This is a genomic window from Sphingobacterium chuzhouense, assembly GCF_014692525.1.
In the GTDB taxonomy this organism is placed as follows: Bacteria; Bacteroidota; Bacteroidia; order Sphingobacteriales; family Sphingobacteriaceae; genus Sphingobacterium; species Sphingobacterium chuzhouense.
Window position 1 is genome coordinate 898,916 of record NZ_JACNYL010000002.1, and the last position, 15,584, is coordinate 914,499.

Consider the following 15,584-nt stretch of genomic DNA (forward strand, 5'->3'; position numbering starts at 1 on the left):
CTAGGAATTATACTGCTGTAACATCTTATACGCCCTTCGTTTCATCTTATCCTGCAATATCTTAGGGGCAAGCACTTTGATACACTCTCCAAAACCAAGTATTTCACGTTCCAGTTCATAGTTTAACACCACATCCAATCGGATACAGATGCTGCCATCCGCCCCCGTTTTCAGAAGTTGTTGCGAAGCATGCATAGGTTTCGTCAGCACGTACGGCGCATTGCTTGGGTCGACTTGCAAGATGACCCGATGCCCCCTATCCCTTTCCGATTTAGTGACTCCAATCGTATCCTCATAGTAACGTTCAAAATCGACGCCGTCGTATTCCACAAATCCTGATTTTGCCATTTCGGCGATATCCTCTATGCGATCCAGCGCGAGGGTGATGAGTGTTTTTCTTTTTTTCGGTTTGCAGATCAAAAACCATCTGTTCCGATATTCTTTGAGCAGATACGGGAAATAAACAGCTTCCTGTGGCGACTGGGATTTAAAGGACTTATACATGATCAGTAACGGGATCTTTTCCCGTATAGCTTTATGTATCGGTGTTATCCAATTCAACCCTTTCAACAACTTATTGCTTTCTAATTGGATACAAGAGGTTGATCTGTTCTCCTGTTTGGAGAGGTTGTTCTCTAATCTGGCGATCATATCGCTCATTTCGTCGAAGTAAGAGAATCCGTTCAGATGTTTTAAAATATCGACCGCATCTCTCATTTTGGACATGTCACCGTCCGATAATGGGGAGTTGCTAATAGAATAGCTCGGGTCTTCATACGTATAAAACTTGCGCTTGGCCACAACGATAGGTGCATTATATCCGAGTTTGTTACTGCGCATCAGCTGAATATCGCTTTGTATCGTCCTTTTGGAGACACCGGTATGAATACCTTCCAGTTCGTACAATCCATCCGAAACTTTTTCAATCAGATTGTCCAACGTCCATTTTCGATGTGTTTGCCGTAGGCAATTATCGATGATTTTATAGCGAATTAGAGCCAGTTTATTAATTGACATATCGTTTTTGCGTTTAGCGTGGCGTTTTAAAGTTACTGACTTTATTTATTCTACGCAACGTATCTGCGTAGAATTGATATTTCAAGTTATTTAAGATGTTAAACAGAAAATTATTCCACTATATATCAACGCATTAAACTTTATTAATCAAATACATCGTACTACGCAAAACAACTGCGCATATCCGGTTGCACCTTTGTCATGTCGGGTATGACAATCGTTCTTTGATGAAGAAAAGCAAATCATTGCCATAAAGATATGTGCCGAAAGGCACAAAGAAACCTTTAACTGGAAATGGCGTCCTGGTTTCCGGCAACGGTCAAATCCTCGATCAGTTAAAACAATTGTTTGCTAAATAGCATTCGCAATAAAGAGGCGCAAGGAACAACGTAAAGAGGTTGTTGTTCCTTGCTTACAGGAAAGCATGATTGCTTCGTCACCTTTAAGTAAGAAAAATTTTATTTGGCTGAAAATATGTATATTAATAACGAAGAAAAAAATGGAAAATAAAAGAATTAGCGGCAACGATTTACTTGCCTTAGGATACAAAGAAAACCATGCTATGGGCGTGGCGTTAAAGATCAATAAAAAAAGACTGGGTTTCAGTCGAGAACAGATGTTGGCTAAATTCAAGGATGTACTGGATCACCCCGAGTCCTATATGACAGACAACATCTTTAAACCATTGGCAGAGGTACTGTTAAAAATCGATACGATCGAAAAAGAAACGATTTCTTTGAAAGAAACTCCAGACACCTATTCCGTGTATGGGGAGGCCCATATTGAAGAGGGGGCCAAAAAGCAGATGGACGTCGCGATGAAGTTGCCTGTAACGGTTGCAGGCGCCCTGATGCCCGATGCACACCAAGGTTACGGCTTACCGATCGGTGGCGTATTAGCGACCAATAACGCCGTTATTCCTTATGGTGTAGGTGTGGACATCGGTTGCCGAATGGCACTTTCGGTATTTGATTTACCGGCTGATTATTTGGATACCAACCACGATACGTTAAAAGCGGTGTTAATGGGTAATACACGTTTTGGGGCAGGTCACGGTTATTTGAAACACGAACGCGTGGATCACGCTGTTTTGGACAATGAGCTGTTTGATACCCATGATTTTATCCGGTCGTTAAAGGACAAAGCCTGGACACAGTTAGGCTCTTCTGGTGGAGGGAATCACTTTGTGGAATTCGGCGTGATTGACTTTGCCGAGGCAGACGAAGCCTTGGGCGTAGCGCGAGGGAAATATTTGGCGCTACTAACGCATTCCGGTTCGCGTGGACTGGGTGCTACGATCGCGGGTCATTATACCAAACTCGCTAAGGATATCTGTAAGCTACCTTATGCGGCGCAAAATTTGGCTTATTTGGATCTGGATACCGCCGAAGGGCAGGAATACTGGTTAGCGATGAATCTAGCAGGCGATTATGCGTCGGCCTGTCACGAGGTTATACACGATAAGATTAGAACAGCATTGGGTGCCGAATTGCTGGTCAAGGTCGAGAACCACCATAATTTTGCTTGGAAAGAGCAATTTGAAGGAGAAGAGGTGATCGTTCACCGAAAGGGTGCTACCCCTGCAAGTAAAGACACCATGGGTATCATTCCCGGATCGATGGCTACCCCAGGCTTCTTAGTAAGAGGCAAAGGAGAAGAGGCAGCCATTAACTCGGCCTCTCACGGTGCCGGACGTCTGATGAGCCGTACACAGGCAATCAAAACACTGGCATCCGCGGATTTGAAGACAATGCTGGAGCAACATGGTATTACGTTACTTGGAGCCGGAATGGACGAAGCGCCTATGGCGTACAAAGATATCCATACCGTGATGTCAGCTCAATCCGATTTAGTCGATGTTGTGGCGACCTTCTCCCCTAGAATTGTCCGTATGGCAGACGATGGATCGAGAGAGGATTAAGATGGACAAAAAACGGTTTTGCCTACAAGTATCCAGTTTTGAGATACAAATAGCAGCGGTATTAAAATGATATTTGCATGGTAATCATTAGACAGAAAAACAATGAGTAAAATAGCATTCGTAACCGGCGGGAGCCGCGGTTTAGGAAAAGACATGGCGCTGCGCATTGCAGAAAAAGGATTGGATGTCGTCTTGACGTATAAAAGCAATAAAGAAGAGGCTGCCAAGGTGGTGGAAGCCGTTGAAGCCAAGGGACAGAAAGCCTTTGCGGTACAACTGGACACCTCAGAAATAGACAGCTTTGATGCCGTCATTACGGAGGTCAAAACCACGTTAAAAGAAAAACTAGGAAAAGAAACAATTGACTTTTTAGTTAACAATGCGGGTATTGGACTTGGAAATTCCATTGCTGAAACCACCGAAGAACAGTTCGATACGCTTTCGAATATCCACCTAAAAGGCGTATTTTTCCTGACTCAGAAACTTATTCCCATACTCAACACAGGTGGCGGAATTATCAATGTATCATCCGGTCTGGCGAGATTTTGCATGCCTGGCTATGCGGCCTATGCCATGATGAAAGGTGGTATCGAGGTTTTCTCGCGTTATTTAGCAAAAGAACTGGGTAGCAAAGGAATTCGAGCTAATACCATTGCACCAGGCGCTATAGAAACAGATTTTGGGGGCGGCGCCGTTCGGGATAACGAACAATACAATAAAGCTGTTGCCTCGGTTACCGCTTTGGGCCGTGCCGGATTAGCAGAAGACATCGGTGGCGTCGTGGCGTTTTTATGTACAGAAGATGCCCAATGGATCAATGCGCAGCGCATCGAAGTTTCCGGCGGCATGAATATTTAAAACAATTGGAAAGAATATATGAACGACTTAATCCGAATCGATACGATTACTGAATTTCACCGATTTAACGGCATACTGCTTCCTGATCATCCGCTGATCAGCGTAGTAAACTATGCTGATCTGCGTAAAGAAGAAGGACGTTTCCATTATCTGAAATCGTTTTATAGTATTGCCTTGAAAAAAAACGTCGTAGGAAAATACCGTTACGGGCAGCAATCCTATGATTTTGACGAGGGCTTGATGACGTTTTTTGCGCCACAGCAAGTACTTCAAGTCCAATATACCAAGGACGACGTACACCGTTCCCCATCGGGATACATCCTACTTCTTCACCCTGACTTTCTTTGGAATACCAGTCTTGCGGAGAAGATGAAGCAGTATGAATTCTTCGGATATGAAGTCAATGAAGCCTTGTTTTTATCAGAAAAAGAAGAAAAGGTTATTCTCGAAATATTCCGACAGATCCAGCAGGAGTATTCCGGCAATATGGATGATTTCAGTAAAAACATTATTATTTCCCAGATCGAATTGCTTTTAAACTACTCCGAACGTTTTTACAAAAGGCAATTCCTCACCAGGGATCAGAGCAACCACGAAATCTTAACCCGATTCGAAAAGGTGCTAGACCATTATTTTAAAAGCGATGCATTGGTAGAAAAAGGTTTACCTACCGTACAATACCTAAGCGATGAACTGCATATCTCTCCGGATTATTTGAGCAGTACACTAAAACATCTTACCGGACAAAATGCCCGGCAACATATCCAAAACACGATCATCGATCGCGCAAAAGAAAAACTGTCGAATACACCACTTTCTGTCAGTGAGATCGCGTACGAACTCGGTTTTGAACACTCCCAGTCCTTCAGCAAACTATTCAAGCAAAAGACGAATCAAACCCCTTTGGAATTTCGGAAGAGCTTTAACTAAAAACTCCCGGTTGTATTAACCGGGAGTTCATTACTAATCGCATATTCACTCTATTAACTCACATTTTCCATGATGTTTTCTTGCTGAAGATACCGCTCCAGGCTGTCGTCCATTTCTTCAATCCACGGGGTGTGATGCGGTACAGCCTCGGTTCCATCCATAACCGATGTATATACCTGGTCACGATAATTCAGTATATTCACCTTTTTATCGTTGAGCCAGCTTTTGAACATCTCCGCTACCTTATCCAGGTTGAATGGAGGATAATCCGTCAACGTTATCAGGTCCTTGATATAATCCGTTTGAAAATCGACGTGTTCGACGTCGGTGGTCGTACTATCGACGTAATCTACCCATTTTTTGATATCCGCTTCGCGTTCCTCCTTAATCGGTAAATCCACACGTCCAAGCATGTAATCACGCGCAAACCACGCCTGTACATCAAACATATTAAACGTATAATATTGGTCTTGCATACCCAGATATATCAAACGCTCGTTGTCATTGAATATAACACCTTTGTACAAGTTATCTGGATATAGGCAGTTGTTTGTTTTCAACCGCAATTCGTCCGGCAGGAACGGGAACTTATGCTGGTAGCCTGTACACATAATCACGGCATCAAATTGCTCATGTGTTCCGTCGCTAAAAAACGCTCGGTCGCCTTCAAAATGCGTGAGCAAAGGTTTTTCCTGGATACCGTCCGGCCACTTCACCCCAATTGGCGCCGTGCGGTACGCTATCGTCACCGATTTACTCCCATGCTTATAGCATTGCACACCGATATCTTCGGCAGAGTAACTACTACCTATCAATAATAACTTTTGGTCAACAAACTGATCGGCGCCGCGGAAATCATGCGCATGCATCACCGTACCGGGAAATTGGTCGATACCCTCAAAGTAAGGCATATTCGGCGTAGAAAAATGCCCCGTACCGACGACGAGATAGTCAAAATACTCTTCGAACGTTTCATTTTTCACGAGATTATCGAAGACCACACGAAACTGCTTCTGATCTTCCAAGTACTCTACCCATCGCGCTACCGTATTAAACTGAATAAACGAGCGCGCGTTACTTTTGTTAATACGGCCTTGTATATAATCGAAAAGCACCTCTCTTGGCGGATAAGACGAGATTGGCTGCCCGAAATGCTCCATAAACGTATAGTCTGCAAATTCCAGACATTCTTTTGGCCCGTTAGACCATAGATACTTGTACATACTTCCGTGAAGTGGTTCACCATATTTTCCGACACCTGTGCGCCAGGTATAGTTCCACATTCCACCCCAGTTGTCCTGCTTTTCATAACACTTAATTTCAGGAATCGGATTACCCTTCTTCTGTTCAGATTCAAACGCCCTTAACATGGCCAGTCCACTAGGGCCTGCACCGATAATACCAACTTTAAAATTAACCATATAAAAATTTTATGCATGAGAAGATCATGCGTTCAACAAAAAAATAAATTCCGTATGTTTTAAATCCTGGAAGGATTTTATAAGGAGGGAATTTCTTCCCAAAAGATGACCATTACAGGAATGGTGCAAATAGAAAATAGCGTTCACACGCTATTCAGATTTAACAAATATATACAAAAATTTCTATAAAAGCAAAAAGGAATTTCCGGAAGGTGTTCCGGAAATCGGACAGCATAAGGCTTACAAAAGAGCGTTAGAAAATAACGGTTAATTTCCAAAGCGATAACTTAATGACAATAAAACCTTCCTATTATCCGGAAAGTCCGAATAAAAAATTGTCAAGTCTCCGTATGTACTTGTTAACTGTGGGTTGGCATTTCTAAGCAAGCCATTTACCGCCAACTTGATCATCCCGCGGTCACCAAACATTTTCTTTTCAGCCGCTAGGTCCATACCATACCGTTGATCTGTACGCACTGGCCCTGTCGTAACGCCGGAGCTATAATACAACGAAATTTCGGAGCGAAACCCATATTTAAACAGAAGTGTCTGACGACTATTGGCTGTCCAACTCGAACCTTTAGAAGCTAAATTAGCCTCTCCGATTTCCCCTGTATAATCATTATAGAACGCATTGACATAATGACTGGCAGACCACCATGAATTCACCCTTTGATTATACATTACACTCGCACTGTAATTAAGATAACGTCCGATATTTTCAGGCCGAGCTAAGTTTTCACCCACCCTATCCCCTTGACGTATAATCCAGTTGATAATATCCCGCCCATAAGAGACACCCACGGTAGTAAACAATTTATTTCTATAACCATGCCCTATTTCAGTGATATAGCTCTTCTCCGGCTTTAGGTCAGGATTACCTTCAAAGTAACTATAGGCGTCCTCATAGATCCGAAATACATTGATATCATGATCACCTGGACGCTCGATACGACTACTGAACGAAGTTCTTAATGTATTGTCGTCATTCAGATTATATAATAAAGATCCGCTCGGGAACAAATCAAAGTAGCGTTGGTCATTTTTCTTGTTGAGCGTAACCTGATTTGCATTAATAAACGTGTACTCGCCCCGCAGCCCGGCTTGATATTCCAATTTTTTATATTTTCCCGAATAAATAGCATACAAGGCCTCAATATGTTGCGTGTATTGGAAACGGTTAGACGTAGCTGCATCCGGCATCCAGTTTCCATTATCCAGTACGGTATTGACCACATCGTTGTTGATAAAAAAGTAAGTCCCTTTCCAGCCGAGTTCAATTTTACTTGCATCTGCGAAGGGCCGGCTATAATCCAATCTTCCAGCGTAAGTTGTATTGCTCAAATCTTGCACATTGGTACGTCCTGTAGAAGTTTTTGTATCATTTTGGAGATTAGAAATATCCGTTTCAAAACGATTATTATAATCATTACCATGCGGAGCAAAATCAAAATTGAATTTCAAGAAGTGATCTTCTCCCTCATATTTATTTGCATAATTGACATTGAACGTCCAATTTTTAAAAGATTCGTCAAACCGGTTCTGACTCCATGCGCGTTCCGCATGTACCTGACTGGGATAACTCCACGTATCCATATCAATAGTAGCGTAAGGCTTATAATTACCTGTCATCCAATGCACACTCCCATCCAATACACCCCCATCAGCGAATTCATACTTTACACCTGCGCGTACACTATTAAACGAAGCATCATCGAGCCTCTTTTTTTCATGCTGCCGTTGAAAGGATAATAAGTTCCCCTGTTCAAAAAAACTTCTTTCCGTCAGGTTATGGCTATTGGTACGGTCGTAGCTTTTATTCCCTTGCACGTACATATCGATACCATTCACTTTATAATGGAGCCCGCCACCAAAACCGCCATGAAATTCTCTCCCTTTCGCGCCGCGTAAGGACACGTCCCCTCCGAAACCCATTCGCGCATTTCGCTTCGTCACAATATTGATTATACCCGCTGTACCTGCGGCATCCTCTCTAGCGGACGGATTGCTCATCAGCTCTAATTTGGAAACTTCAGACGCCTGTAAACCACGCAATATACTAGCCAACTGTTCACCTGTTACATACATATCACGGCCATCTATCCGCACATTCGCACCAGCACGTCCTTGAATGGAAAAATTTCCTTTACCGTCCGAAACCAATCCAGGTGTTTTCTCTAACAGCTCCAACACATTATTTCCCTCTGCCAAGACGCTGCCCTCTACATCAACTACCATTTTGTCAGCGTATTGCCGGATAGCCGCCTGTTTTCCAACAACTTCTACAGCTTCTATTGTTTCCTCTTTCTGTGCGTAAAGCCCCGCTACAAAACATAAAAATAGTATAGATAGTATCGTTGATTTCATTGTAATAATCTCCTTAGTCCCTCCTATTTTGGAAGAACCAGCTTAAGTATATAAATTAAATTGTAACCTTTAAATATTTGTAGACTTTGGCCGAAAACGAACAGTAGGTTTTCTTTTCTTCTTCTTACCCCATTTCCGATTGTACCAAATGATAAAACCCGTAACGGGCAACGAACCCGCTATGAATGTTAAGAAGAAAGCCAAAACTTTTGTCGGAAATCCCCAAATAGACCCCACATGGATATCGTAATTGAGCCTTCGAAATTTCTCTCCCGCACTTAACTCGTAGTAATCTTTATTAAACAGAGAAATACTGTTCGGGAGAAATCCCCCCGTGTATTGATCAAAAGAGTAATAACGATTATTAAACTGACGATCCATATCGTTTCGAATGTATACCGAGATCGTCGCCTCTTTCCTGACCGTATCCGGATACGTTATCGTGAGGTAATGCGGATCTTTATATTGCGTCAAGATCGTTTGAATTTCTTTGTCAAATGCCTGCGGAAACTGTGATACATCAGTAATCTTCGTTGTATCCGAGCTCACCGATGTACGCTCGGCTAGACTCTGCCCCCAGTTTGTAGACCAATAGAGCGCCCGGTTTACCCAAGTGATACCATAATACATGCCTGTAACGGCCAGCAGCAACACCAGCAGAAAAGAATAGAACCCAACAACATTATGTAAATCGATATTTATCCGTTTCCATCCCGCTTTCCACTTTATCTTAAAACTCTTCGCCCGTGTTGATTTCGTCCATTTTTTCGGATACCACCAAATCAACCCCGTGATCAAGGTGATACAGAAAATTAACGTGGCATAGTTGACGATAGGACGTCCAATATCTCTAGGAAGCCATAGAAACCGATGACCACTAAGTGACCACGCAAAGAAGCTATTTAGTTTTTCGCGCAACTTCGCTTCATCCGAATTATCTTCCTGTTGCAAACCTAAATGTTCACCAGTATATGGATGCAGTAAATTAACTTCTGGTTCCGCGCTTTTGGTCGTATCCGTGCTTTTCACGCGAACGGTAAAAGACACCGGATAGTCCCTTGTATACGTAATGTTCCGTACAAAATCATCTGGATAAAGCGAGTCTGCAATGGCGAGAATTTTGGAAGGAGAAATCAACGATTCACTAGAAGCCAACATATACTGTCTCTCTTTCTTTGGGATCATCAGATCTATGATCTCATAATTGAATACCCATAGGCACGCTGTCAGGCAAACGATGAAAACAATAATACCCGAAATAAGTCCCAGCCAAAGATGAAGCCAGTTATTGACCAATCTAAATATCGATAAATTTCTCCTTTTTCCCTTTGCAGACATTTTTGAATTTATTTCACCTCGAAACTCATGGAGCTGGCCCGGCTGTACTCTTCAAAATCTTGCCCTGCAACCTTTTCTCTTTTGGATGCTTCCGCAAAATACTTTCCCGTCCATTCCGGCGTAAATCTAGCCACACCCTGTTCATCTGTTTCTATCCATCTTATCCAACCACTAGGTGCAATAATTTGGATAAATGAATGCGGAGCCGGTTTACCTTTTTCGTAAAATATCAACGAAACTTCCTTCTTATTTTTATAAGAGCGTTCATCTGCATAGACCAATAACTCGTTACCAATATTTGATGCCGTATTTCCTACCGTTGCATTTCCCACTTGGATGGTCGCCACAGCATTGATTTGATATTGCGTTTTAGCTCCCTCTTTTCGTTCTGTATCTTGCTGTAACGAGACGTGATAGACACCATCCTGATCTGGGATAAATGTTGCCAATAGATGGTCTGCTTGTGCGGTCGTTGTCAAAGATTCTTTGCTGCCATCGGGTTTTGTCAACGTCAATGTAATCTGCATACCCTCCTTATACCACCACCATTTCGATCTTTCCTCGTGCTCATCGGGCTCGCCATATACCACTTTTACCGTATGCGATTTACCTTTCGTTCCTTTTAACGCCGTTTCTATAAATACAGCATGTGCTGATACCGACACTACGCAAAAGAATGTCAGGATAACTACTATTAATTTTTTCATACGTTATTTTAGTTTATTTACATGATACACGTGCGTAATACCGCCATCAATCTCGGCGCCGCGTTTTACACTATTCGTTGTTGGGTCATACTCGTAGACATACCATTTCGAAGCATCTGTTTTAAACACATCGTATAGCTTGCCATTCTCCATCAGATTCATGGTCGTTTTAGGCTCTGCACCTCCGGTCAGAATTCGTAAATCGGCGGTTACTTTCTTATTTGCCGGGTCAACAACAAACGGACTGATATAAGCTTTACCGTTACCCAGCTTCTGAATAGTAGAAGATGAGGTATTTTTGAAAACATTATAATCTTTCAAATCAAAGAAATAGTCTTTATCAATCTCTGTTTCTCCCGCTTTGATACGTAATAGACCATATGTTGCGGGAGCAATTTTCTTGGTCAGAAAGTATAAATCGTCGTTGTCATCTAAGAATGTCGTGTTATTGACTTCCCAGTGACCAGCTACCACGCCCCCTCTAGGGTCTTTCAATAGTTTACCGTTAACCATAGAAGGATAATCGCAAACATAAACAAACGTTGAATCCAATATATCTTTATTGCCTGTCCCATCCGACCCTCTGTATTTGTGTCCTACAAACAACTTGTCGCCCCTGACCGTAAAACTAGTTGGTACCATATAAGGAGCGATATAAGGCTTATTATCAGGTGTAAGTGGTGTATATTTTAAAAATGGTATATCTACATTCAACGTTTTATTAAGTGTCATATCATTGACATTCATAAAATAAAGGGGTTGCTCCAGTACATTTTTTGCCTCATTATAAGTTCCTGCAGTTTTTGTCAAGACCAATTCATCTTTCGAACTGATTTCAGTTAATACTTTCCCTAAATAGAATGTACTTGAAAAAGCATAGTTATTCGTCTCTTTCATTGTTGCATTCTCCTGAATTTCAAGCTGACTGAAACGGGTGCCGTCGTTAGACACATAGAATTTCCCCTGATAATTGTATGCATATACACCATAGTAGGCTGCTGGTAGGTAACCTGAAATATCGATGCCTTTATTTCCGGCAGGCGTCAATAGGGTATCTTTCATTAAATCATCTGTCGTCAAAATATATGATCCTGTAGACGAAGTAACCCATAGGGAATATTCGGTACTGATTTTATCTGTAGGATCGGGTTCATTAGGACTATCTTTACACGATCCCAATACTGTTACCGCTAGTGCGCAGTAAGCTAAAATACGATTACGTTTCATTTTTTTATTATTATCTATTTGTGTTAAAATTACATGAGTGATACCCGAAGTTTGACATAAAAAGCTCTACCCGGCTTTTGTAAACGAAAATTATCATAAGCCCTTTCATTCGTCAGGTTTCGAACTTCGCCAGATACATTATACTTATTGCGATGCCAAGAATAGCTTAACATGATGGAGTGCACATTCTGGCTTGGGATATGATTTTTCGATGCTAATGATCCTAAGTGTGCATCACTCAAATAATACCAATGTGTATAATGTGTAGTCCATGATAATTGCGTCCGGCTCCCTTCCTCAAACCAGTCATTTTGTGCTACGCCAATGTCTAGATTTCCATATATCCAAGGTCTATTCGGGATTTGATAGCCATACGTCAAGCTTACTTCCTGATTTGTTTCGTCGGTGTATTTATTATTGTCCAGCGCTTTATCGTAACTCGCATTGACGGTTGCGGTAATCACATCTTTGTAACCATAACGGATTTCCGTTTCGGCTCCATACAGCTTCACACCTGGAATATTGTGCGCCTGAAATTTTGATTGACCATCAACCGTCACGATACGCGTATTGATATAATCTTTGGCTAAACGATAAAAGCCGCCAATATCCAGGTTGATAAAATGGTCATCGTTCAAAAAAGTATTGTAATAAAACCCAGCATTCAAATTATCGCTTCGTTCCGGTTTCAAATCCCAATTAGCTATTTGATTCTGGCCATCGCCATATAATGCATTCATCGTCGGCATATTGTATGCCCGCTCCGCAGAGAATTTTGCACCTCCATCTGTAAAAATCCGATACCTGGATGCGAAACTATATCCTTGGTAATTAAAATATTTCGCATAAGAAACTATCGATCCATTTAGAAGCTGATGATTCGCATCGAACTCCCGTTCATCCACTTCTTTATATGTATCCAAGCCATAATATTTAATAGCCAAATTATTCACCAAGCGCTTATTGAACCATTGATTTTGCCAAGACAATCCAACGATATGCCGTGTCATACGGCTCGGTAACCCGGATTTATTATAGTCTAATATCCTATCATAGGTTTGTCTGTTATTGGTGTTGACGTTATAATTCACGTTCAAGCTATGGTTGCGTTCATCGTCAAAATCATAGTTGAAATTGGATCGCGCTAAAAAGTTGGTCGTATTTTGCTCTTCGTGTTGTTGGGGGTTTACGTCTGATGGGTTTTTACCGGCAACCCACGTTCCACTCCAATCGTAGTTGTAAAGAGCGGTATCACGGATAGTAGCTACATCATAGCTGGAACTTGCATAGATATCCGCAAACAAACGATTCACCAAAAAATCCTGCTTTTTATAACTTATTGTTGGCATCACGTACTGTGATGCTCTCCAATCACCCCCGTTAACCGCATTTATAGTCGCTCCCAACTGGTTTTGCTTATTATTTGCAGCATAGGTCAACCCTACAAAGAACTGGTCCGCCCAACTTTTGTCCCGTAATCCGACTTCGATCTGCCCCATGGCCGAATAATAGCGATCTCTGAATCTTTTGACTTTATCGATCGGAACAAACTTATTGTCAACCGTTTTTTCATATACCACACCATACTGAGGCTCACTATACATCGTGTAATTATTATCAGAATAATTATAGAATGCATTCGTACGTACAGACAATTTATTTTTAGGATTGGTATACATGCCTACCAAAGCAGCCTGATGCGTATTGAATGAACCGTGGCTATAACTCAAGTCCAGGTAGTGTCTTGATCGTTGTTTTGTAATAATGTTTACCGCGCCTCCCAAAGCATCGGAGCCTAAGAAAGCCGGCACAACGCCTTTATAAATTTCGATCCGGTCAACCAAGTTTACGGGGATATTGTTCAGCGACATGGAAGATCCAAAATTATCCATCGGAACACCATCGATATATATCTTCGCATCCAATCCGTTGATACGAAATACAAAATTTGACCCCAAGCCACCATCTTCACGAAATGTAACGCCTGGTGCGGTACGCAATATTTGATTTATATTTGCAGTCTGGTTCGCATGTACATTCATATCAATTACGCTCACATTGAAACCCGATCGTTTTATTTCTGCCACTTTTCGTTCATTATCGGTTTTGCCAAAGCGCGAAACAGTCACTTCCTCTATAGCGTTGCGATCTTCCTTCAGCTGAAAGTCGTGTATGTATTTTCCGTTCCATGTACGTTGCTGGGCCACATAGCCTACAGCGGTGACGTGGAGGATTGTCTGGTTTGATAGATCTGCGGGAGCCAGTTTATAATATCCGTCTACATCAGATGATGTCGCTATATGTTGATCCTGAACAGTGATAGTAGCACCTTGGATGGGTTTTCCAAAATTGTCTTTGACAAATCCCGAAATAGAACGCTTATCCGTTGTCTGCGCGTCCGCAATTACCGTTAAAATGATGAATAGTATAAAAATAGATGTTGACTTCAAATCTTATTTAGATTAAGTATATATAGGAGAGTAGCACATACTTAATTTTACCGAAGGTATATGGTTAACTATTTTAACAAAGAAAAGCTAAACAACTGACTACGAGATTTATAAATTTGTCGTAAAATAATACCGGGGCGTATTATTTTAGGTAATCCAAGCGGACGGTATAATTTGTTGTATTCGGAAGTTTGATTCCTTTCGAAACCTCTTTTGTCTTTAGGTTGTATTTCCACACGCGATGTTCGTCATTCGAATCATCGATAGCAACATAGATATACTGGTCATCGCTCCAGACGTTCTCTTTCTGCGTGCCCTTGTCTAAGGGAAAATTGATTTTTTCAATCGCACCTGTTTTTAAATCGACCACTCTATACTCAAACTGGTACACCGAATGAAAATTGGAAAAATCGGTATATAAATTTTTTTGTTCGTTACGGATCACCGCTTTGCCATCGCCAACGTACCACATTCCATACGCATGATTGCCAATTGCGTCAGAAATATTGATCATATACGTAGCATCAACGAGATGTTGCCCTTTCTTTTTTCTAAAAATCGCCGTCGGCAATTTGACATTATTTCCCAAAGCTATACCGGGATTTGTCATAAAATAATAATCACCTATTTCATCTTTGAAGCTATAGGACTGTATGATATTATATCCCCCTGGATACGTAGAACGGGTTTCTTTTTGGACATTTCTAATCTCCAAATTACCGTAGTTTATCGTCGCATAATAGGTCGTATCCGATGTCGTGTGTCCATACTTGCCTTTGGATTTGAAAAACGAATACGCCAGCCACAGATCGCCTTTATCGAAATCCACCAGACCAACATGCAAAGCCCAAAATTCATCCGTCGCATGTGGCAGTATAATCGTATCCTCCCTCACGATCTTCATCTCCTTCACATTGATCTGATACACGCGAGCTTGACTTTTTTTTTCCGCTACATCTTCCCGACATACTGCCAGTAAATTTTCTTCGTCTATCCAGCTTACCGTTTCGATATTATTGTTGCGCAGCTGCAAGCTGTCGACAGGGATCAGCGATGCACCCTGCAACTGGTATTTCGTAAAGACACTGCTACGATCTGATAAACGATAAAACGAGCCTTTTTTTTGGAGGTATTCCCTTTCCCCGATGCGGGAAGTAGACAACGGAATCTGTATGGAAACATCTTCATGCTCGTCCAAACTCTCGACCAACAGAAAACTGGTCGGCGTTTCCTCTTTGTTAAACAAACAAAGAACAAAATTTGGATCGATATTTTGTTCCGTTATCTGATTACAAGAAAAAAGAAAAATCGAAATGAAAAACGACAAAAAAACCAATGCTCTCATCCT

At 41.7% G+C, this 15,584-nt stretch carries 11 protein-coding genes; 3 read left to right on the forward strand and 8 right to left on the reverse strand.

From position 1 onward, the window contains the following. On the reverse strand, positions 1 to 1,017 hold the full coding sequence (locus H8B21_RS10275; protein WP_190313656.1) for a helix-turn-helix transcriptional regulator: 1,017 nt from the start codon (positions 1,015 to 1,017) through the stop codon (positions 1 to 3). Between the two features lie 499 nt (positions 1,018 to 1,516). Between H8B21_RS10275 and H8B21_RS10280 the strand changes: the two genes are divergently transcribed. The 3 genes from H8B21_RS10280 to H8B21_RS10290 all read left to right on the forward strand — a co-directional run bounded on the left by H8B21_RS10280 (position 1,517) and on the right by H8B21_RS10290 (position 4,726). Beyond that, positions 1,517 to 2,938, forward strand: a complete 1,422-nt coding sequence (locus H8B21_RS10280) for an RtcB family protein (protein WP_190313657.1) — start codon at positions 1,517 to 1,519, stop codon at positions 2,936 to 2,938. 153 nt (positions 2,939 to 3,091) lie between these two features. Beyond that, complete coding sequence (locus tag H8B21_RS10285; protein WP_380906769.1) at positions 3,092 to 3,796, forward strand: SDR family NAD(P)-dependent oxidoreductase; 705 nt, start codon at positions 3,092 to 3,094, stop codon at positions 3,794 to 3,796. An 18-nt stretch (positions 3,797 to 3,814) separates the two neighbouring features. After that, positions 3,815 to 4,726: a helix-turn-helix domain-containing protein gene (locus H8B21_RS10290; RefSeq protein WP_190313659.1), complete on the forward strand. Its 912-nt coding sequence runs from the start codon at positions 3,815 to 3,817 to the stop codon at positions 4,724 to 4,726. 53 nt (positions 4,727 to 4,779) lie between these two features. Here H8B21_RS10290 and H8B21_RS10295 read toward each other — a convergent pair whose 3' ends face one another. From H8B21_RS10295 to H8B21_RS10325, 7 genes are all read right to left on the reverse strand, one after another. Then, positions 4,780 to 6,147, reverse strand: coding sequence for an NAD(P)-binding domain-containing protein (locus tag H8B21_RS10295; protein ID WP_190313660.1), 1,368 nt, complete (start codon positions 6,145 to 6,147; stop codon positions 4,780 to 4,782). Positions 6,148 to 6,414: 267 nt separating this feature from the next. Continuing rightward, entirely contained in the window at positions 6,415 to 8,514 is a 2,100-nt protein-coding gene (locus tag H8B21_RS10300; RefSeq protein WP_190313661.1) for an outer membrane beta-barrel family protein, read from the reverse strand. 69 nt (positions 8,515 to 8,583) lie between these two features. After that, entirely contained in the window at positions 8,584 to 9,852 is a 1,269-nt protein-coding gene (locus H8B21_RS10305) for a PepSY-associated TM helix domain-containing protein (RefSeq protein WP_190313662.1), read from the reverse strand. 8 nt (positions 9,853 to 9,860) lie between these two features. Then, complete coding sequence (locus tag H8B21_RS10310; protein WP_190313663.1) at positions 9,861 to 10,559, reverse strand: DUF4198 domain-containing protein; 699 nt, start codon at positions 10,557 to 10,559, stop codon at positions 9,861 to 9,863. 3 nt (positions 10,560 to 10,562) lie between these two features. Then, positions 10,563 to 11,786: a hypothetical protein gene (locus tag H8B21_RS10315; protein ID WP_190313664.1), complete on the reverse strand. Its 1,224-nt coding sequence runs from the start codon at positions 11,784 to 11,786 to the stop codon at positions 10,563 to 10,565. A gap of 29 nt (positions 11,787 to 11,815) precedes the next feature. Next, positions 11,816 to 14,236, reverse strand: coding sequence for a TonB-dependent receptor (locus tag H8B21_RS10320; protein ID WP_190313665.1), 2,421 nt, complete (start codon positions 14,234 to 14,236; stop codon positions 11,816 to 11,818). A 142-nt stretch (positions 14,237 to 14,378) separates the two neighbouring features. Then, a complete protein-coding gene (locus H8B21_RS10325) occupies positions 14,379 to 15,581 on the reverse strand; it encodes a hypothetical protein (RefSeq protein WP_190313666.1) in 1,203 nt (400 codons plus the stop codon). Between the last annotated feature and the right edge of the window lie 3 nt (positions 15,582 to 15,584).

Coding starts and splice junctions, on each gene's coding strand:
- H8B21_RS10295 (WP_190313660.1), bottom strand. CDS start 6,147: ATGGTTAATTTTAAAGTTGGTATTATCGGTGCAGGCCCTAGTGGACTG.
- H8B21_RS10300 (WP_190313661.1), bottom strand. CDS start 8,514: ATGAAATCAACGATACTATCTATACTATTTTTATGTTTTGTAGCGGGG.
- H8B21_RS10310 (WP_190313663.1), bottom strand. CDS start 10,559: ATGAAAAAATTAATAGTAGTTATCCTGACATTCTTTTGCGTAGTGTCG.
- H8B21_RS10315 (WP_190313664.1), bottom strand. CDS start 11,786: ATGAAACGTAATCGTATTTTAGCTTACTGCGCACTAGCGGTAACAGTA.
- H8B21_RS10325 (WP_190313666.1), bottom strand. CDS start 15,581: ATGAGAGCATTGGTTTTTTTGTCGTTTTTCATTTCGATTTTTCTTTTT.
- H8B21_RS10285 (WP_380906769.1), top strand. CDS start 3,092: ATGGCGCTGCGCATTGCAGAAAAAGGATTGGATGTCGTCTTGACGTAT.
- H8B21_RS10305 (WP_190313662.1), bottom strand. CDS start 9,852: ATGTCTGCAAAGGGAAAAAGGAGAAATTTATCGATATTTAGATTGGTC.
- H8B21_RS10280 (WP_190313657.1), top strand. CDS start 1,517: ATGGAAAATAAAAGAATTAGCGGCAACGATTTACTTGCCTTAGGATAC.
- H8B21_RS10290 (WP_190313659.1), top strand. CDS start 3,815: ATGAACGACTTAATCCGAATCGATACGATTACTGAATTTCACCGATTT.
- H8B21_RS10275 (WP_190313656.1), bottom strand. CDS start 1,017: ATGTCAATTAATAAACTGGCTCTAATTCGCTATAAAATCATCGATAAT.